The organism is Streptomyces sp. SAI-127, assembly GCF_029894425.1.
Classification (GTDB): domain Bacteria; phylum Actinomycetota; class Actinomycetes; order Streptomycetales; family Streptomycetaceae; genus Streptomyces.
Window position 1 is genome coordinate 4,774,861 of sequence record NZ_JARXYJ010000001.1, and the last position, 16,885, is coordinate 4,791,745.

The 16,885-nt window shown below is 67.9% G+C and carries 21 protein-coding genes and 1 pseudogene; 15 read left to right on the top strand and 7 right to left on the bottom strand.

All coding sequences use genetic code 11. The annotated features are described in order from the left end of the window. Positions 1-164: 164 nt before the first annotated feature. The 4 genes from M2157_RS21770 to M2157_RS21785 all read right to left on the bottom strand — a co-directional run bounded on the left by M2157_RS21770 (position 165) and on the right by M2157_RS21785 (position 2,313). Positions 165-1,058: a glycosyltransferase gene (locus M2157_RS21770; protein ID WP_280863354.1), complete on the bottom strand. Its 894-nt coding sequence runs from the start codon at positions 1,056-1,058 to the stop codon at positions 165-167. Between the two features lie 166 nt (positions 1,059-1,224). After that, positions 1,225-1,647 (bottom strand): DUF3052 domain-containing protein, encoded by a 423-nt coding sequence (locus M2157_RS21775; protein ID WP_280863355.1) that lies wholly within the window; start codon positions 1,645-1,647, stop codon positions 1,225-1,227. A 120-nt stretch (positions 1,648-1,767) separates the two neighbouring features. After that, positions 1,768-1,962, bottom strand: a complete 195-nt coding sequence (locus M2157_RS21780; RefSeq protein WP_280863357.1) for a hypothetical protein — start codon at positions 1,960-1,962, stop codon at positions 1,768-1,770. A 144-nt stretch (positions 1,963-2,106) separates the two neighbouring features. Then, positions 2,107-2,313 carry a hypothetical protein gene (locus M2157_RS21785; protein ID WP_280865994.1) on the bottom strand — a complete coding sequence of 69 codons (207 nt, stop codon included), beginning with the start codon at positions 2,311-2,313 and terminating at the stop codon, positions 2,107-2,109. Positions 2,314-2,330: 17 nt separating this feature from the next. On the opposite strand from M2157_RS21785, the pseudogene M2157_RS21790 reads away from it, so the two are divergent. Both M2157_RS21790 and M2157_RS21795 read left to right on the top strand, forming a co-directional pair. Continuing rightward, positions 2,331-2,552: pseudogene (locus M2157_RS21790) on the top strand (hypothetical protein); the annotation flags it as partial. A 459-nt stretch (positions 2,553-3,011) separates the two neighbouring features. Next, a complete protein-coding gene (locus M2157_RS21795) occupies positions 3,012-3,161 on the top strand; it encodes a hypothetical protein (RefSeq protein ID WP_280865995.1) in 150 nt (49 codons plus the stop codon). A 524-nt stretch (positions 3,162-3,685) separates the two neighbouring features. On the opposite strand, the gene M2157_RS21800 is transcribed toward M2157_RS21795, so the two are convergent. The 3 genes from M2157_RS21800 to M2157_RS21810 form a co-directional block, all read right to left on the bottom strand. Then, positions 3,686-4,789 (bottom strand): toll/interleukin-1 receptor domain-containing protein, encoded by a 1,104-nt coding sequence (locus M2157_RS21800; RefSeq protein WP_280865996.1) that lies wholly within the window; start codon positions 4,787-4,789, stop codon positions 3,686-3,688. Positions 4,790-4,992: 203 nt separating this feature from the next. Further along, complete coding sequence (locus M2157_RS21805; protein WP_280865997.1) at positions 4,993-5,562, bottom strand: GNAT family N-acetyltransferase; 570 nt, start codon at positions 5,560-5,562, stop codon at positions 4,993-4,995. Then, the gene (locus M2157_RS21810; protein ID WP_280865998.1) at positions 5,559-6,326 is read right to left on the bottom strand and encodes a GntR family transcriptional regulator; all 768 of its coding nucleotides are present in this window, start codon (positions 6,324-6,326) and stop codon (positions 5,559-5,561) included. Before M2157_RS21810 ends, M2157_RS21805 begins: the two co-directional genes overlap by 4 nt. A 507-nt stretch (positions 6,327-6,833) precedes the next feature. Here M2157_RS21810 and M2157_RS21815 point away from each other — a divergent pair. The 13 genes from M2157_RS21815 (at position 6,834) to M2157_RS21875 (ending at position 16,884) form a co-directional block, all read left to right on the top strand. Next, positions 6,834-7,103: a DUF6284 family protein gene (locus M2157_RS21815; protein WP_280865999.1), complete on the top strand. Its 270-nt coding sequence runs from the start codon at positions 6,834-6,836 to the stop codon at positions 7,101-7,103. After that, on the top strand, positions 7,100-7,546 hold the full coding sequence (locus tag M2157_RS21820) for a Pycsar system effector family protein (protein WP_280866000.1): 447 nt from the start codon (positions 7,100-7,102) through the stop codon (positions 7,544-7,546). Before M2157_RS21815 ends, M2157_RS21820 begins: the two co-directional genes overlap by 4 nt. After that, positions 7,543-8,409, top strand: a complete 867-nt coding sequence (locus tag M2157_RS21825) for a protein spdB (RefSeq protein WP_280866001.1) — start codon at positions 7,543-7,545, stop codon at positions 8,407-8,409. Before M2157_RS21820 ends, M2157_RS21825 begins: the two co-directional genes overlap by 4 nt. Next, positions 8,409-8,798, top strand: a complete 390-nt coding sequence (locus M2157_RS21830) for an RRQRL motif-containing zinc-binding protein (RefSeq protein ID WP_280866002.1) — start codon at positions 8,409-8,411, stop codon at positions 8,796-8,798. The genes M2157_RS21825 and M2157_RS21830 overlap by 1 nt, the downstream gene beginning before the upstream one ends. Position 8,799: 1 nt before the next feature. Next, complete coding sequence (locus M2157_RS21835; RefSeq protein ID WP_280866003.1) at positions 8,800-9,117, top strand: hypothetical protein; 318 nt, start codon at positions 8,800-8,802, stop codon at positions 9,115-9,117. A 2-nt stretch (positions 9,118-9,119) separates the two neighbouring features. After that, positions 9,120-9,287, top strand: a complete 168-nt coding sequence (locus M2157_RS21840) for a pRL2-8 (protein ID WP_280866004.1) — start codon at positions 9,120-9,122, stop codon at positions 9,285-9,287. Positions 9,288-9,433: 146 nt separating this feature from the next. After that, entirely contained in the window at positions 9,434-11,548 is a 2,115-nt protein-coding gene (locus tag M2157_RS21845; protein WP_280866005.1) for an ATP-binding protein, read from the top strand. Positions 11,549-11,755: 207 nt separating this feature from the next. Beyond that, positions 11,756-12,220, top strand: a complete 465-nt coding sequence (locus tag M2157_RS21850) for a hypothetical protein (protein ID WP_280866006.1) — start codon at positions 11,756-11,758, stop codon at positions 12,218-12,220. Positions 12,221-12,909: 689 nt separating this feature from the next. Further along, positions 12,910-13,605, top strand: coding sequence for an SAM-dependent methyltransferase (locus tag M2157_RS21855; protein WP_280866007.1), 696 nt, complete (start codon positions 12,910-12,912; stop codon positions 13,603-13,605). Beyond that, a complete protein-coding gene (locus tag M2157_RS21860) occupies positions 13,602-14,495 on the top strand; it encodes a bifunctional DNA primase/polymerase (protein WP_280866008.1) in 894 nt (297 codons plus the stop codon). Before M2157_RS21855 ends, M2157_RS21860 begins: the two co-directional genes overlap by 4 nt. Before the next feature lie 167 nt (positions 14,496-14,662). Continuing rightward, a complete protein-coding gene (locus M2157_RS21865) occupies positions 14,663-14,854 on the top strand; it encodes a hypothetical protein (protein WP_280866009.1) in 192 nt (63 codons plus the stop codon). Then, on the top strand, positions 14,851-16,398 hold the full coding sequence (locus tag M2157_RS21870) for a YfjI family protein (RefSeq protein WP_280866010.1): 1,548 nt from the start codon (positions 14,851-14,853) through the stop codon (positions 16,396-16,398). The genes M2157_RS21865 and M2157_RS21870 overlap by 4 nt, the downstream gene beginning before the upstream one ends. 300 nt (positions 16,399-16,698) lie before the next feature. Further along, the gene (locus M2157_RS21875; protein ID WP_190171268.1) at positions 16,699-16,884 is read left to right on the top strand and encodes a helix-turn-helix domain-containing protein; all 186 of its coding nucleotides are present in this window, start codon (positions 16,699-16,701) and stop codon (positions 16,882-16,884) included. The last annotated feature ends 1 nt before the right edge of the window (position 16,885 follow it).

A 16,885-nucleotide genomic window follows, 5' to 3' on the forward strand; every position in this document is an offset into this window, starting at 1 on the left:
ACCTGATGTGATCACTACATCGGATCTGGCCCGAGGGCGCGCGCGTACGACGCGCAACTCGGGGGAGTGTCGCCGTCGCGGCCGGATCCGTGGGACGCGAGAGGGTCCCGGTCGGCGGAGGTGAACGACCGGGACCCTCGTCCTGTCCTCGGGACGATGAGCCCTCAGATCACGGGCGGGCGTCCCAGCCGGGTGAGGTGCCACACCGTTCGCCACCGCATCGGCCGCCGCTCGCCGGCCGGTTCCCGCAGGCCCTCGACGAACCCGCCGAACCAGGCGCGCAGTCCACTCGCCGACCGGGTCCGCAGCAGGGTGAGCGCCGTCCACACACCGAGGTGCACGGGGATGAGCGGCAGAGGAAGCCGGCGGCGCACCAGCCAGACGCGGTTGCGGGCGTTGACCCGGTAGTAGATGGCGTGCCGGGCCGGTGAGGTCCTCGGGTGCTGCAGCAGCAGTTCGGGCGCGTACAGGATGTGCCAGCCGCGGTCGGCGGCCCGCCAGGCCAGGTCGATCTCCTCGTGGGCGAAGAAGAACTCGGCGGGCCAGTCCCCCGTTTCGGCGAGCATGGCCATGCGGAAGGCGTGCCCGCCGCCCAGGAAACCGGTGACATAGCCGCCGCGCATCGGATCGGAGGCGCCGACGCGGGGCACGTGCCGCTGCTGGGTCTCGCCGCTCTCGTCGGCGATACGGAAGCCGACGATGCCGAGACGGTCGTCGGCCGCGAACAACTCCTGTACGCGGCGCAGCACATCGGCGTCCACGAGCATGCCGTCGTCGTCGAGTTCCACTACGACGTCCACGTCGCCGAAGTCGCGCAGCCGGGCGAGCGCCACGTTCCGGCCGCCGGGGCAGCCGAGGTTCTCCTCGATGTCGAGGGTGGTGACCTCGCCGGGCAGGGAGAGCCGCTCGGCGAACTCGGGCAGCCGGCAGCCGTTGCCCACGATCACGATGCGGGCCGGGACGATGTCCTGCTTGGCCACGGAGCGCAGCAGGGCGTCGACCTCGTCGGGCCGGTTCCCCATGGTCACCACGGCGACGGCGATCCTCGGCGCGCCCATGTCCCCACCTCGTCCCCTCGTCCGACGGGCATCAACCGGCGCGATGCTAGCCGTTCACGGTAAGGACTTCTCAGGTATGGGGATGTGGGGGCGGGGTGCGGGGCGGGTGGGGTAGGCCGGTTCGCTCGGCACGGGTGCCAGAAACCCTCGAACAGCCCACCGCGTCTCACCCCCGCCGGTTCTCCCTCCGCCGCACGAACTTCAGCCCCGACCAGTGCTCCCCCAGCGCCGCGACCTTCACGTCGACGACACCGAGCGGAAGGAAGACCTCCCGCAGGGCGTTCTCAGTGATGTCACTGACGTGCCCGGCGGCCCTTCGAGGCCAGGCGATCCACAGTGCGGCATCGTCCGCGAGGCCGGCGACCAGTCCGTCCGCCTCGGCTGCGAGCCGCGCGTACTCGCGACGGAAGGCGAGGACGACATCCGCACCATGTGAGCCGCCTGCGGCCACATCGCAGTCGTCGGGCAGCCCGGGGATGTCCCACCCGTCGGGCGCGCCGTCGAGCCGTACCCGGTGCCCCGCCTTGATGCCGAGCTTCTTGGCGAGGGGCGTGGCGGAGTAGCCGCCCGCCGGCCCGGTTCCTGACATACGGCACCCTCCGCGTACTGGTCCATCCCCGTCCACCCCATGGTGACGGCCAGGGTGGAGGATGTCCGTCCGGACACGGCGTCAGGACCAGGCGTCCCGAACCAGACGTCCCCGAACCGGCTACCGCACCACGCGCGCGAGCAGCGTGGCGAGATCCGCGAGGAACTGGAGCCAGGGCCGGGCCTGCTCGGCCCGGCGCCCGAACCGTCTGCGCCAGCCGCCGGGCCGGCAGCCCTCCCGGCGCTGTATCGACCTGTCCCGCACGCGTCGTAAGGACACGGCACGGCTCGTTCCGATGCGCTTGCGTCGCCTCATGCCGGGACGTTAGCCGGGTCCCGATCGGCGGCGCAGGGCAGCGGACCGCCAAAGCGGGCGGGCGGTTATTGGCGGTAACGCGTAAACAACGGCCCGGGACGGTCCTGCGGGGGCTTCCGTGCCGTCACATCGCCGACGCTCCGATCACGGTGATCCACGGTGATCCACGGCGATCCACGGCGATCCACGGCGATCCACGGCAGGGTGCCGTAGCTGGCCGGTGCCCTCGGTCAGATCGGCGGCGTCGGCCTCGGTGACGTTCAGGGCGTAGGTTCCGCTCTCCCACGCGGCGCTCTGCGCGGACCACAACTCCGCCTCGGTCGGGTCGAGTTTCGAACCGGTGGGCCGCACCGCACGCCGCGCCGCTCGTGCCCGTGCAGCCGGGCACCATCCCGGCCGTGACGAGCATCGTGTTGCCGGACGGCCGGGTCGTCACTGGCTACACCCTCGAACCCGCCAAGCCCGAACCGGTCGCGACCAAGCCGGCCGTCTCGCGCGCGACGGTGAACATCGCCCTCGGGGGCATCGGGTTCGGCGCCGTGTGCGGCGGACTCGTTACCACCTTCATTGCCGCGCTCGCCGCGCTCATACACCCGTGCAGGTCTTCAAGCGCAACCACTTCCACGGCTGACCGTCAACGGTCTTTCCGATCGAACTTCCTGCGTTCCCAGGCCTCCATGGAGAGCGTCCATGCAACCGCCATCAGAGCGGCCAACAGCAGAGCGGAGCCCCATGGTTGCCCTGTCCAGAGATGGGATCCAACAGCGGCGCAGGCGAACCAGAGCAGCGCGATGGCCAACAGCCCCGTGCGGCGTACCCACCGGGGACGCATCGGGACGCCCGCCTGCCGTTCATCCGTCATGGCCAACCATTACCCCGAAAGCCCAGCCTGTGTTCGAGATCCGCGTCACTTGCAATCCGGCCGACATGGAACGCGTCACGACCGGTGAGGTATGCCAGTACCCGACCGACCCGGGACGGCAAGCGCACCCACCTCTACCTCACCGCCGACCACGGCCCCGCCCCCCAGGACTGTGCGGCGACCCCACATGAGCGCCGACGCGGCGGCCCAGCACCTGCTCGACCTCGACCAGCCCAGCGTGATCTGCGACCCGCGCGCCCGGCAGGTACGTGAAGGGCAGATCACACCTCTCCAAGGACGCGCGGCAAAAGCAAAAGCCCCAGGTCACGGCGAGTGAGTCCCAGGGCTTTCACAGAGCCGCCTTCGGGATTCGAACCCGAGACCTACGCATTACGAGCTGTCCGATCTTGTTCCGCACTAGTCCATGAGCGTCCGCCACAGGGTTCGCATTGCAGGTCAGGCGACGTGCCGGACGTCCATGGACGTGCTTGTACTGTGCCAGATCGGGCAGCAATCGAGACTAGAACTGAGACTGGCTCCAGCCGTATGGCTCCCACCGACGAGGAGAGCAGGCGGCAGATGTACAGCGGGCTGCGTCCATCTGTGGCCTGAGGTCGAGAACAGATCGCTAACATCTCGTGGCGCGGCTTCCTCGCGGGGGAGTCCCGCATGGTCGATGGGGTCCGGCCTGCGGTGGAACATCTGAGGCTGCACCGGGTACCTGTCGTTCCCGGTCTTCGTTTGTCGTCGTCGGCCCCCCTCGGACGGCCCACAGACGGCCCGAACAAGGGTGGGTTGTGCCTCACGACCGGTGGTCAATCCTCCGGATCCGAGTGGCGGGTAGCACCTCGCGGTACCGAGTCAATCGAGCTCGGCGATCATCCGCGCCCACTCTTCGATCATGGTCTGCCCATCGACCACCTGTTGCACTGACGTCTGGATTGAGTTCATCAGAGGGCGCAAGGACCGGCTCCCAGAGGCCATAACTTTCGTTGCCTCGCTTAGGCCTTGCAAATTTGAAACGGCCTCTCGCGATGCCCCGATCATCGCCGTTAGCTGATCGAAAGTCGTGCGAGCCGTGGCCTCTTCCTCTTGTGTGGTCTCGCCCTCGCCAATCATGCGAATCATCGTAATAATCCCCGGATCGATTCGTGATAGCTCTGCTGAGTACCTCCTGCCTAGCTCGGTCAGGCGGTCGACCGGTTCGCTCAGGTCTGCCGCTAGTGCGTTTGTTACACGCAATCGACCCGCGAATCCTCCCCCGCTGGCATCGGACCGCTGCAATTCACTTGCAGCGTCTAGCGTTGTTTGGTTTAGGGAATTAAGGACCTCGCCGAACTCGTTTACCGTCTTCGCCCACTGGGGTAGTGAGACCTCCATTTCGGCGAGCGAATCGAGGAATCCCGGCTGGTCAGCTCCTGAGTCGCTTGAGGGGATCGTGATGGGGCCGGCGGGAGGAGGCGTTTCCAGAATTTCTTTCAAGCGCAGGGCGAGCTGGTTAACCGCTTGACGATAGGCTGGGGAATCCTCATCTTCTAGGCGAAGTTCACGCCAATCCTCCCACTGGCGGCGCGAGATTAGCTGGACAACCTCATCGGTAGGATTATCCGCAGTTAGCTGAGGAACGTCAACGTAGTGAATTGGAAGGATCAGATCATCGAGGCCAAGGCTCGCGGCGTGGCTGCTGAAGGTGATGATTTCGCGGCGACATTCCTGGCTCTTCAGGAATTTGGGAGTAATGATTGGGATCAGAAAAGTCGTACTGGTGAGAGCGGAATCCAGTCGCGCTCGCCATTGGTCCCCCCAGGCGATTGAGTTGTTGTCCACGAATACATGGAGCTCGTCACCTGTTGTAATCTCGAAAGCGTGCGCGATGGCTTCGGCGAGGCGCCGAATGCGCCCTCTGTCAAGCTCGTCGTCGCGATGAGTGTAGCTCCAAAAACCGGCAGGCCCTGTAGCGTTCATAGCGTCATACACTATGGGACTGCGCGTGATCGAATGGCTCTTTTGGCCAAGTCAGGTGGAGTGTCTGCGGGATGAGGGCTTGCTTTAGCGCGAGTGGTTGTGGCTCCGCAAAAAGCAGGTCGCACCGTTGAGACGGTGGGCGACCGTTCAGTGCGTGGCTATCAACGAGGCAGGGAGAGCTCGCAGCAGGGTGTCTTTCCCGCTCAGGCCGCGAATGGGAGCCGTGATGGGGGCGGCGTGCGATCTGTGAATCCGTGATCTGCCAACCGTGCCGGTCGCTGTGCGAGCCAACCGGAGACCCGTGGGCCACCGTTCACCGCCGAGCCCTCCCGTACCGTACGAAGGTGCGTGAATCCCTGCTCTAGGTAGTACCGCTGGAGTGCGTCATTCGTCGTCCATGCGTCCAGCCGAATCCACCGGGCCCCCGCACGCTTCGCCCGATCGCCCGCCCAGTCGAGCAGTCGACCGCCAAGGTTCTGCCCGGCGTACTCGCGGGCGACAGTGAGCTTGTTGATGAACATCGACGGCTCGGTCAGTTCATCGTCAGTCCAGAGGCCGTCTTCGGCGTCCGGGGTGAGCGTGATAGTGCCGGCGGTGGTGTGTCCGTCGCGGAGCATGAACACGGTGCCCGATTCGATCGTGGCGAGCAGCTTGTCAGCCGGATACGGACGGCTCCATTGGTCAGAGCCGAGACCGCGTAGCCAAGCGGCGGCCTCCTCGCGGAAGGCCAGCAGCTTGGCTACGTCGTGCGGCTCAGCAAGCGTGATGATCACGTGTTCTCGCTCCGGGCGGCCAGATCGCCGATCTCGTAGTTCATCCGGTTCAGGTCGCCCCGGAAGGTGGTGATGGTGCACCGGATCGGGCGGTCAGCCGAGTAGCCGGTTCGCGTCCAGAGCAGGACCGGTACGCCTGCTCCGACCTCCAACAGCCGTGCCTCCTCCGGGGTCGGCATCCGCGCGGCAATTTCGTCGAAGTACCCGATCTGCTCGATGCCTTGAGCAGCCAGGTATCGGGTTGTGCCCTCCGCAATGTCTCCAGGCTCAGCCAGTCGCGGTGATGCGTCCACCAGCCACGATGGATAGTAGGTCGCCTGAGTGGACCAAGGAACGTCGTCCACGTAGCGATGACAAAACCGCAATACTGCCGTCGTACCGGGCGCGACCTTCAAGCGCTCAGCGACCTCTTGGGGCGCCGGCAGCATCTCGACTCGGAACGTCTGGTGCGGCCGTCGCCCCGCGTTGGTCACGTCCGTGCTGTAGGCGTCACCGTTCTGCGGGAAGGTCAGGTTCTCGAAGCGGGACGCGTTGAGCTCGAACACCTCTTGTGACTTCACCTCGTAGCCAAGTCCCTGGCTGGACGAGATGAGGCCCTCGCCGACCAGCAGGCTTAGGCCGTTCCTGATGGTGTTCCGCGACGCGTCGAACCGCTGCTGTAGGTCGTTCTCCGAAGGCAGCCGAGCGCCGGGCGCGTAGGTGCCGTTAGCGATCTCGCGGCGTAGGACGTCCGCGACCTGTCGGTACTTCGGCTGCTTGCTCATGCCCTCATCATGACGCACTCGCGCAACTTGTTGGTACATGCAGGCCCAACCCCCTTGACGACTCACTGTCCGTGGGTGCAGCATCACTGCATCAGCTTGTACCAACAAGCTGAGCAGGTGGTGCAACACCATTGAGTGTGCCTGCCTGCGCCGACAGCGCCCGGAGGAAAGCCCGCAGGGGCGAGTACGAAGTGAGCGCGCATTGGTTGAGAACTCAACAGCGTGCGGACCCAGCTACCTGCACACGGGTGGTCGATGGGTCCTGAGGGGAGCCCGTCCCACCTCCGCAAGCAAGCGGGCGGGCGCGCATGGGTTCTGTCCCGTGCGCGGTACAGCGCGACCGCAACTCTTCGCAGCACTCCTGCGACCGGTTGCCTCCGTCGCTCGTCTCGAACGAGCGGCGCTGAGGGGAGCCGGAATGACCGACTTCAACGGCGCGCGGCCCCGGAGGTGCAACTCCGGGGCCGCTGTTCGGGCCGTTCCACCTGCAAGGGAGACCACGACCCAATGGACCACATCGTTACTGTTCAGGACGCTGTTACCGCGTTCGCCGACTGGATCGAACCGACCAACGGTGAGCTGGACGCCATCGAGGCGGAGATGCCGCTGATCCTGGCGGACGTCGACCTGATCGACGCGCAGATCATCATGCTTGACCGCCTGCCCAACGAGCTGGACACCCGCCGCATCCGCCGCGCCCGCAACCGCGTTCTGAGCGAGCGTCGGGCCCTGGCCAACCGCACCCCCGGCGTCACGCTGCCGGAGGTAGGCGCATGAGCACCACCGACCCGAAGCTGACGGCCGCGCACGCTGAGGTGAAGGCGGAGATCGCGCGGACCGACAACAAGACGGCCCTGTTGCTGGCGTTCGTCGGCGCGGTGCTGGCCGGAGCATGGACGCTCGCCCGCGACCTGCCCCTGAACCCGCTCGCCTGCGCCGTGGGCGGACTCGGCATGACGCTGCTGATCGCGGCGGCCGGTCTGCTGCTGCGCTCCGTACGGCCCAACCTGTCCGGCCGGCACGGCTTCCCACTGTGGGCCACCCTCACCCCCGACCAGATCAGCCAGGCCGTCTCCAGCGATCTCGCCGCCGACATCGCGGGCCTGTCCCGCCTCGCGGTGGTCAAATTCGCCGGCCTGCGCCGCGCGGTCGACCTGACCCTGACCGGTGGTGCCCTGCTCGCCCTCGCCCTCCTGATCGTGATCGGGGGTGCGGCATGAACACCAAGACCACCAAGACCGTGCTGCCCGCCGTAGCGATGACGGCCGTCTCGATGGTGCTCACCCTCGCTGTGGTCATGATGTGGCTGGGCACGGCCGTGCCGTGGCTGGTCGCCCTGGTCGTCGGTCTCGGGATCGACGGGGGATGGTTGGCCACCCTCGCCTACGAACGGCGCCTGGCCGCCCAGGGCGACCACAGCCGTGTCGTGACCGCCGTGGGCTGGTTGTTCGGCCTGATCGCCACCGGCTTCCTCATCGCCCATGCGCTGACCGCTGAGGCGTCTGCCGGGGCGTGGTTGGCGGTGGCGTGGCTGCCGATCGCGGCCAAGGCCCTGTGGTTGGTCCACAGCCTGTGGGAGCGCACGGCGCTGACCACCGCCGCCCTGGACGCGATCCGGGGCATTCAGCAGGAGGCCCGCGATGAAGCCGCCGTGGCCCGCGCCCGCCTGCGGGCGGAGGCGACCTCCGAGGAGACCCGGCTTGCGGCCGTGACGGGCGCCGGAGCCCGCGTCGCACGCGTCCAGGCCAAGACTGCCAAGACCCTCGCGGGGGCGTGGTCGACGCTGGAGGAAGCGCGCCAGGGCGAGGACACCGGCAGGGCGCTGACCAGCGTGACGAGCCGCGTCACACCCGGCGTCACGCCCCGCTGGGAGTTGCCCGTGTGGGGTCCTGTCGAGTCGGTTGCCGCGCTGGAGTCCGCGCCGCCCCCGCTCACCGATAACGAGCTGGACGCGCTCGTCGACCGGATCCGGCACAGCCAGACACCGGCCCTGTCGTACCGGGAGATGGCGGCCCGCTTCCGCGCGTCCGGTCACTCCGCCTCCGAGGTCCGCCTGCGGGCGGCCTGGAAGCGAGTGGCGTGATGTCGGGCGCCTACGGCAAGTGCTTCGACCCCACCGGGACCCGCCACGGGATACCGACGTACCCATGGCGCCTGGCCCCGGACGGGCTCGCTACGCGCCGGCAGTTACGGGCCCGTGGGCTGCGTCCGGGCGGTCAGCCGATCGCGGCGCAGGCCATGCGGATCAACCGCCGTACCGGCACACCGCGCGTCGCCTACCTGTATCGCGAGGACCTCGCGCTGCCGGTACGGCCGATGACCTCACGCAAGTGGGGCGCCCTCGCCCTGGCGATGCTCGCCCGCCGCACCTGCCCCTCGTGCGGCATCACCTTCAGTTACTGCATTTCCCGCCGCTACGGCCTGTGCGGGATGTGTATCGACGCCAACCACGCTGTTCAGACAGGGAGTTGACATGGGTAAGCCCGATACCCGTCGCCTGGACAAGGAGATCAGGCTGACGGAGCGCAAGTTGGAAGCGGTCCGCAACGGTGAGATGTGGCCGCTGACCGGACAGGAGCGCCGCCAGGTGCTGCGTGCGCTGGCCGGAGGCTCCTACAAGGTGGCCCGTGGCAAGAGTGCCGCCCGTGCCGAACAGCAGATGGACAGGGTCTCGACGTCTGCTGAGACCCGGCTGATCGCCGAACTCACCGCGCTTCAGGGCGAGCGGCAGCGCATCGTGACCGAGGCCGCCAAGACCAAGGCCGCCAAGAAGTCCTCGGGGTGGTGGTGAGCATGGCCCGCGAGACGCCTCCGGGTGAGTGCCCGCAGTGCTGGGAGCACGCCCACAACCCGCGCATCCACCGCCGCCTCAAGCCGCGCGAGGACTGCAAGCCGTGCGTGGACCACATGCGCAACGGCTGCCCGAGCCTCGTGCCCAAGAAGCCGTCCCGCTGGTGGTGACCGCACCCACCAGCGCTCTTCCCTCCGCCTGAAGCGCGGCCCGTACGCCTCGCCTGCCGGGGTGGTCGTCCCTGCCACGGACCCGGCCACCCCGGCACCCTCCCGCAACTCCCGCCCCGATCGGGGCAGTCAGGAGTACTTCCAGCATGTCCGAGAACGTCGTGAGTCTCCGCAAGACCACCGAAACCCCTGATGAGGACGCGTCCGTGACCACGTTGACGGTGGTCCCGGACGCCCCGCCCGCGCCGATCGTGCCGCTGTGGGTGCGCTCGGGGCGCGCCATCAAGCGGATCGCCACCGACGAGCGCACCAAGTCCACCGGGCGCGCGGTGGTCCGACATGGCCTCTACACGTTCAACGGGGGCCGGATCGTGGCCCGCCGCGCCTGGGACGGCCGTACCGGCTCCCGCTACGAGCGCTACATGCGCGCCGCCGAAGCCGCGGGAAACATGGAACTCGCGGCGGAGTGGGAAGAGCGGCTGCAGCGCTTCCGCGAGGCCCGTCACCGCCGCCGCATGGACCTGCTCCACTCCCCGGTGGACGCAGCGAAGAGCGTTGGGGTCGGCGTTGGCATGGGCATCGGCGTGCTGGTCGCACTCGGGGTCGTGATGGCCATCAACAACCACGACATCACCGACGTCATCACCCCGCTGAAGGCGACCATCGACTTCATCGCCACTCTGATCCGCATCGTGCAGATCGTGTGGCCGTCAGCGCTGGTTCTCGGCTCGCTGTTCGCCCTGCTCGCCGTGTGGACGGTCGGCAGCAAGCAGCAGGCCGCCCCGCAGTGGGCTCTGCCGGCCAACGTGCGTTCCGGCGAGGGTGAACCGATCACCCCGTCCATCGTCGTCAAGGCCCTGCGGGATCTCGGCATCCCCGCGATGCGCAACGCCATCAAGGAGATGGGCGACGCCGGCGCGAGCATGCTGGGACCGATCACGATCGCCGGATGCGGTGTGGAGGTTGACGTCACCCTGCCCTCGGGGGTGTCGACGAACGAGGTGCAGCAGCGGCGCCGCAAGCTGGCGGAGAACCTGACCCGGCACGAGCACGAGGTGTTCATCACGATCCCCACGGCCGCCCGTACCGTGCGGCTGTGGGTGGCCGACTCGGGTGCGCTGGACGAGCCGATCGGCCCGTCTCCGCTGGTCACCGACGACACGATGACCGCCGACTACGCCAAGGGAAAGGCCCCGTGGGGCCAGGACCTGCGCGGCGACGCGGCCATGCTGAGCCTGTATCAGCGGCACCTGCTCATCACCGGCCTGTCCAACCAGGGCAAGACCGTTGCTCTGCGCTCCCTCGCGCTGTGGCTCGCCCTGGACCGGTCGGTGCAGTTCCTCATCGGCGACCTCAAGGGCGCCGGCGACTGGAAGATGTTCCACGGGCTCGCCACCACCCTGATCCAGGGGCCGACGGATGAGCACGTGATCCAGGTGACCGAGATGGCCGAGGGCGCCGTGGACGAGATGAACCGGCGCCTGATGTCCCCGCCCGGAACGCAGTTCCCGCCGCTGATCGTGCTGGTCGACGAGGCGCAGGTGGCGTTCATGTGCCCGGCCAAGGACGACGAGAAGCGCCCCTACGGCGGCTCACGGGCCAACTCCCGGTACTTCATGGCCGTTCGTAAGATTCACAACCAGGGCCGTGCGGTCAACGTGCTGATGTGGCAGGGAACTCAGGACCCGACCAACGAGAACCTGCCCAAGCTGGTCCGCGAGGGCGCCCACACCCGCGCCTCCCTCGCGCTGGGCACGGAGTCCCAGGCCCGCATGGCACTGGGGGACAAAGCCGTCGATGGCGGCGCCGCCCCCAATCTGCTGCGTCCGGGGCTGGATCAGGGCACGTTGGTTCTCGCGTCCTCCGGTATCGACATCCCGGCCGGACAGGCGTCCATCACGGTGCGCACGCACTACATCGACGACGACGCGGCCGAAGCCATCACCGACCGCGCCAAGGCCATGCGCGACGGCGTCACCACCCTCACCGTCATCGAGCGGGGCAAGGAGCGCGACCGGCTCGCCGACATCGCCTCCGTGGTCGGCGACGCGAACCGGGTGCGCACTCAGGACGTGCTGAAGCGGCTCACCGCGCTGGACGAGGGCGCCTACGGCAGGTGGACGTTCCTCGACCTCAAGCGCGTCCTGGACGGCACCGGGGCCGAGCCCTACAAGTCCGATGGCGTCATGGTCGTCAGCCGTGACCGTCTCACCGCCGCCCTCGCCAACCGCGACGACGACGGTTCCGCTTCCGCCTCCTGAGGGCAGGGAGCCGACCCCGCCCGGGTCAGGGAGGCAGGGAGAACTCCCTGATCCCCTCCCTGACCCGCCTCCCTGGCCCTGACCTGCACAAACGATCAACCAGGGAGGCAGGGAGGCACCGCTGGTCAGACCCCGAAAACCCCCTCCACAGCACCCCCTGAAGGGGGTGTCCCTGCCTCCCTGGCTGTCCGCCGGAAGGGATTCCGCATGTACCCCGAGCACACCCGCCGCGCGTCCGCTGAGCGGGCCGTGGAAGTCCACCAGCCGACCCCACTTCACCCCGCCGTCATGGCGCCGGCGCCGATGGTCGCCGTGCAGCCGGGTGCCGTCCCGTCGGTCGCGAGCATCGTCCTCCCGGACGGCCGTGTCGTCACCGGCTACGCCATCAACCCCGCACAGCCCGAACCCCTCGCGGCCAAGCCGCCCGTCTCCCGAGCGGCCGTGAACGTCGCCCTCGGGGGCGTGGGGTTCCTCGCGGTGTGCGGCGGCCTGCTCCTGCTCACCACCTTCATCACCGCCCTGACTGCGCTGATCACTCAGCTCATCACGCTCGCTGCCGTGATCTTCGGCGGCTGGATCGCCGTGCAGGTCTTCAGGCCGCACGGCGGGCAGGGCGGGAGCACGGTCAACATCCGCAAAGCGATCTTCAAGCGCAACCACTTCCACGGCTAGGCGTGGAAATTGAGGCAGAAAGAGCAAAGAAGAGGGCTCCGGGTTATTCACCCGGAGCCCTCTTAGTAGCTCTTTAGCGTGCCCCACCCCCGCACAGAATCTCCAAGACGCGAAGCGCAGCGGCTCGGACCTGAGGGTTGTCATGACCTGTGGCAACGGCCGCGACCGCAGCGACAAGCGTCATAAAAATAACAGCGGGCGAGTACAACGCGAATGGCTCCATACCGAGAACGGTAGGAGCTGTTGGCGCGCACGACAAGGAGCACTATTCCAGGATTACCCTCGAATAGCAAGTGCCCATGAGCCGGACGCCGGGGAAATTATAGGAAGTGCGGGCAGTCTCTTGGCAAGACCGATTTAACCTGTTCGCTTGATCGAGTATCTCGCATTCGCACATTTCGGGCATAATTTACCGATCGCTACGACGATTGCATGACTCTGCAGGCTGACAAGCCTGCATTCCTGCGTAGATTTTTCCGTACCGAAGGAACTCCGTCCCAGACTCCGCCGCGTCGGTCACGGACGGCCTGAGTGCACCTGCGGATACGGCTCACGCACCTCCGCGTGCCAATGGAGCCAGGACTCACCCCACGAAGCCGAAACGCCAAAGGCGGACCCCCTCATCTCGCCAAAGATCACGGGTCCGCCCTTGCCCACCTGCCATCACCTGACCTGTGGAGGTCTCCAGCATGACCCACCCGACCCTGATCCGACGAGCGCATGGCCGTCGGCCTACGCTCCTGGACCTGTTCTGCTGCCAGGGCGGCGCGGCCAAGGGCTACGCCGACGCCGGGTTCGATGTGACCGGCGTCGACATCGATCCGCAGCCCCGCTACCCGTTCCGGTTCGTGCAGGCGGACGCGATCGCGTTCGTCCTCTCCCACGGAGCCGCGTTCGACTTCATCCACGCCTCTCCGCCGTGCCAGCACGACACCGACTGCCAGCGCATCCAGAACAACGCCCACCCGGACCTGATCGGCCCCACCCGCACCGCCCTGGAAACCACCGGGCGCCCGTGGGTGATGGAGAACGTCGGCGGCGCGGTGCCCAAGCTGCACGCCCCGGTGATGCTGTGCGGACAGATGTTCCGCCTGGCCAACTACCGTCACCGGTACTTCGAGACCGGCGGCGGCCTCACCCTCAACCAGCCGCAGCATCCTGCTCACAAGGTCCCGCAGGCCAAGATGGGCCGCCCCGTCCCGCCCGGCCACTACGGCCAGTTCGTCGGCAACTTCTCTGGCGTCGACCTCGCCCGCCGCGTGCTGGGGGTGCCGTGGATGAACCGCGACGGCATCCGCGAGTGCATCCCCCCGGCCTACACCGAATGGATCGGCCGGCCCGCCCTCATCCAGCTCACCCCGGCCCGTCTGGGGGTCGTCGCATGAACGAGCACCTGCTGAAAGCCGCCCTGACCGCCGCCGCCCACGGCTGGCACGTCTTCCCCCTCCGGCCCGGCACCAAGCGGCCCGCACTGCATGGTGAGGCCGCCTGCCCCCGCACCGGCCCGTGCGAGAGCGGTCACGCCAAGTGGGAACAGCGCGCCACCACCAACCCCGACCTCATCGGTGCCGCCTGGACAAGGGCTCCGTACAACGTCGGCATCGCCACCGGCCCCTCCGGGCTGGTCGTCGTCGACCTCGACATGCCCAAGGAGAAGGGCAGTGAGGGCACGCCTGACGGCGTGACGGCCTTTGAGTCGCTCTGCGAGCGCACCGGGCACACCGTCCCCGACACCTACCGGGTGCGGACCGCGAGCGGAGGCCAACACCTCTACCTCCAAGGCCCGTTCGGGATCCAGCTGGCCAACACCGCCGGGACCCTCGCACCGCTGGTCGACACCCGCGCGTGGGGCGGCTACGTCGTCGCGGCGGGCAGCATCACACTCGCCGGACGCTACGAAGCCATAGGCGCCCGCATGACGGCCGCTATGCCCTCGTGGTTGCTGAGCATCCTGAAACCGGCCCCTAGGGCCGTACAGGCGCCCTCGGTGGCCGTATCGGGGCAATCAAGTCGATACGCGGACACTGCGCTTGCCAGTGAGGCACGCGCCGTCGCCTCGGCCCAACACGGCGGACGGGAGGCCGCGTTGTTCCGGGCCGCGCGCGCCCTGGGCCGGTTCGTCGCGTGGGGCGACCTCCCCCGGCATGTAGTTGAGCAGGCTCTTCAGGAGGCGGGGGAGGCGGCCGGCCTCACCGTCGCCGAGTGCCGCTCCACCCTGCGCAGCGCACTCAACTGGTCCATTGCCCATAACCAGCGCCGCCGGGATGCGGCATGAACGCCCCCTCCCGCCCCCACCTGAAGAGCATCACCAGCACCCCGTCCGGGCAGTCTGTCGCTCCACAGCCTGTGGACACGCCAGCCGTGGGCGAGCCAAAGGGCGTCGCCGAAGGCGTCCCCCTTGCTGTTCGCCCTGACCCGCACCGAGACGACGGGCGCCGCCCCGTGGCCTGGCTCGACATCGTCGCGCCGCCATCCTTCAGCGTCACCCCCTCCGCCCGCTCCTGGTGCACCTGCGGCTACGAGCGAAACGCCATCGGCCGTGCCGCCGTCCTGCAATTGGTCACCGCGCACGGCGAACACCGCACCTCATGCCCGCTGTTGAACCCCACCCCGGAAGGCAGGACCGCCGCATGACGACCAACGACGCGAAGGCGGATCTGTGGGAAGGGTTCGAGCACATCGAACCCGAGCAGATCACCGGCCCCGCCTGGGACGAACCCGTTCCCCTCCGGGTACGCCCGCCTCTCCCTGGCTTCCCCGTGGATACCCTCCCCGACTGGTTGGGCAGCATGGTGTGCGGTGTCGCCGAGGAGACCCAGACCCCGGCGGACCTCGCCGGATGCCTGGCCCTGGCGGTCCTCGCCACCGCCGCCGGCGGGCGGGTCAAGGTATGCGTACGCGGCCACTGGCGTGAACCCGTGAACATCTACACCGCCATCGCCCTGCCCCCCGGTAACCGCAAGTCCGCCGTATTCGACCTCATGGTTCAGCCGCTGCTCGATGCGGAGAAGGCCCTCATCGAACTCTCCGGACCCGTGAGGGCGGAGGCAGAGACCCTGGCGAGGCTGGCCAAGTCCGCAGCCGAGAAAGCCGCTGGCAAGGCGGCCAACGCGGAGCCCGAACACCGCGACACCCTGACCGCCGAAGCCGTCCAACTGGCCCAGGACGCCGACAAGATGAGGATTCCCGCCGAACCTCAACTCGTCGCGGACGACGTGACGCCGGAAAACGTCGGGACTCTCCTGGACGAGCAGGGCGGACGCATCTCCTGCCTGAGCGCCGAAGGGGAACTGTTCGACATCATCGCCGGCCGCTACACGGGCAAGCCCAACATGGGCATGTTCCTCAAGGGCCACGCGGGAGACATGCTCAGGGTCAACCGGCAGGGCCGCAGCGCCCAGCACGTCGACTCGCCGGCCGTCACGATCGGCCTCGCGGTGCAGCCGGAAGTCTTGGACGCGCTCAGCCGCATCGACGGGGCTGACGGGCGCGGTCTGCTCGCCCGCTTCCTCTACTCCAAGCCCCTGTCCCTGGTCGGCTCCCGCAGCCTGACCCCCGCCCTGCTGGACGAGCAGGTCGCCGCCACTTACGCCAAGCACCTGGCTGGCCTCACGCTCGCGCTGGCGGATTGGACCGACCCCGCCCTCATCCAGCTCACCCCGGAAGCCGACGCGGTCCTCCTGGCCTTTCAGAAGGTCACCGAGTCGCGTCTGGGTCCGGACGGGAGTTTCGCGCCGATCGTGAAATGGGCGTCCAAGCGGGACGGCGCCGTGGCCCGCATGGCCGGACTCCTGCACCTCGCCGCCCACCCCGAGGACGGATGGCACAAGCCCATCGAGGCGTCCACCATGGCCGCCGCCACCGAACTGGGCGACTACTTCACCACGCACGCCCTGGACGTGTTCAGCGTCATGAGCGCCGACCCCGCCCACGAATCCGCGGTGACCGTCCTCGCGCAACTCGTCTCCACCAACCCCGCACAGTTCACCAAGCGCGACCTGTTCCGCACACTGCGCCCGGCCGACTTCCCCGCCATCAGCGACCTTGACCCCGCCCTCGCCCTGCTCGAAGAACACGGATGGATCCGCCAGCTTCCGCCCCCGCCCCGCTCCGGAAAGGGCGGCCGGCCGCCCTCGCCCCGCTACGAGACCCACCCGCGCATCGCACGCGGAGCCTGACAGAACCCCCAGACCGCTGACAGAACTGACACAACCCCCGCCCAAGCCGCTGACCTGCACTAACGACCGTGATCGCAGTTCTGACAGAACTGAATTAAAACCTGACAGAACTCCCGGCAGCCCCGCCCGGGGTCCTGTGACAGAACCTCCCCCCAAGAGGTTCTGTCAGGTTTTAATTCAGTTCTGTCAGAGATCCAAAACGTACCAAAACAGCAGGTCAGCGGCTTGTCGGGGAGGTTCTGTCAGTTCTGTCAGCGGATTGCGGCCCTGCCGTCAGAAAGCGCCGAGGAGGCAAGCAGCATGAGCACCGCCGTTCGCCCCGTTGAGCCCCTTCTCTACACCCCCGAAGAAGCCGCCGAAGCCCTGCGGCTGGGTCGGTCCACGGTCTACGAACTCATGGCCGATGGCGTGCTGGCCTTCGTGAAGCAGGGTCGGTGCCGCCGCATCAAGGTGGCCGTCCTCAAGGCCTACGTCGACAGCCTGTAAC

Coding starts and splice junctions, on each gene's coding strand:
- M2157_RS21800 (WP_280865996.1), bottom strand. CDS start 4,789: ATGAACGCTACAGGGCCTGCCGGTTTTTGGAGCTACACTCATCGCGAC.
- M2157_RS21855 (WP_280866007.1), top strand. CDS start 12,910: ATGACCCACCCGACCCTGATCCGACGAGCGCATGGCCGTCGGCCTACG.
- M2157_RS21845 (WP_280866005.1), top strand. CDS start 9,434: ATGTCCGAGAACGTCGTGAGTCTCCGCAAGACCACCGAAACCCCTGAT.
- M2157_RS21830 (WP_280866002.1), top strand. CDS start 8,409: ATGTCGGGCGCCTACGGCAAGTGCTTCGACCCCACCGGGACCCGCCAC.
- M2157_RS21780 (WP_280863357.1), bottom strand. CDS start 1,962: ATGAGGCGACGCAAGCGCATCGGAACGAGCCGTGCCGTGTCCTTACGA.
- M2157_RS21840 (WP_280866004.1), top strand. CDS start 9,120: ATGGCCCGCGAGACGCCTCCGGGTGAGTGCCCGCAGTGCTGGGAGCAC.
- M2157_RS21860 (WP_280866008.1), top strand. CDS start 13,602: ATGAACGAGCACCTGCTGAAAGCCGCCCTGACCGCCGCCGCCCACGGC.
- M2157_RS21770 (WP_280863354.1), bottom strand. CDS start 1,058: ATGGGCGCGCCGAGGATCGCCGTCGCCGTGGTGACCATGGGGAACCGG.
- M2157_RS21820 (WP_280866000.1), top strand. CDS start 7,100: ATGAGCACCACCGACCCGAAGCTGACGGCCGCGCACGCTGAGGTGAAG.
- M2157_RS21815 (WP_280865999.1), top strand. CDS start 6,834: ATGGACCACATCGTTACTGTTCAGGACGCTGTTACCGCGTTCGCCGAC.
- M2157_RS21795 (WP_280865995.1), top strand. CDS start 3,012: ATGAGCGCCGACGCGGCGGCCCAGCACCTGCTCGACCTCGACCAGCCC.
- M2157_RS21810 (WP_280865998.1), bottom strand. CDS start 6,326: ATGAGCAAGCAGCCGAAGTACCGACAGGTCGCGGACGTCCTACGCCGC.
- M2157_RS21775 (WP_280863355.1), bottom strand. CDS start 1,647: ATGTCAGGAACCGGGCCGGCGGGCGGCTACTCCGCCACGCCCCTCGCC.
- M2157_RS21850 (WP_280866006.1), top strand. CDS start 11,756: ATGTACCCCGAGCACACCCGCCGCGCGTCCGCTGAGCGGGCCGTGGAA.
- M2157_RS21825 (WP_280866001.1), top strand. CDS start 7,543: ATGAACACCAAGACCACCAAGACCGTGCTGCCCGCCGTAGCGATGACG.
- M2157_RS21875 (WP_190171268.1), top strand. CDS start 16,699: ATGAGCACCGCCGTTCGCCCCGTTGAGCCCCTTCTCTACACCCCCGAA.
- M2157_RS21870 (WP_280866010.1), top strand. CDS start 14,851: ATGACGACCAACGACGCGAAGGCGGATCTGTGGGAAGGGTTCGAGCAC.
- M2157_RS21835 (WP_280866003.1), top strand. CDS start 8,800: ATGGGTAAGCCCGATACCCGTCGCCTGGACAAGGAGATCAGGCTGACG.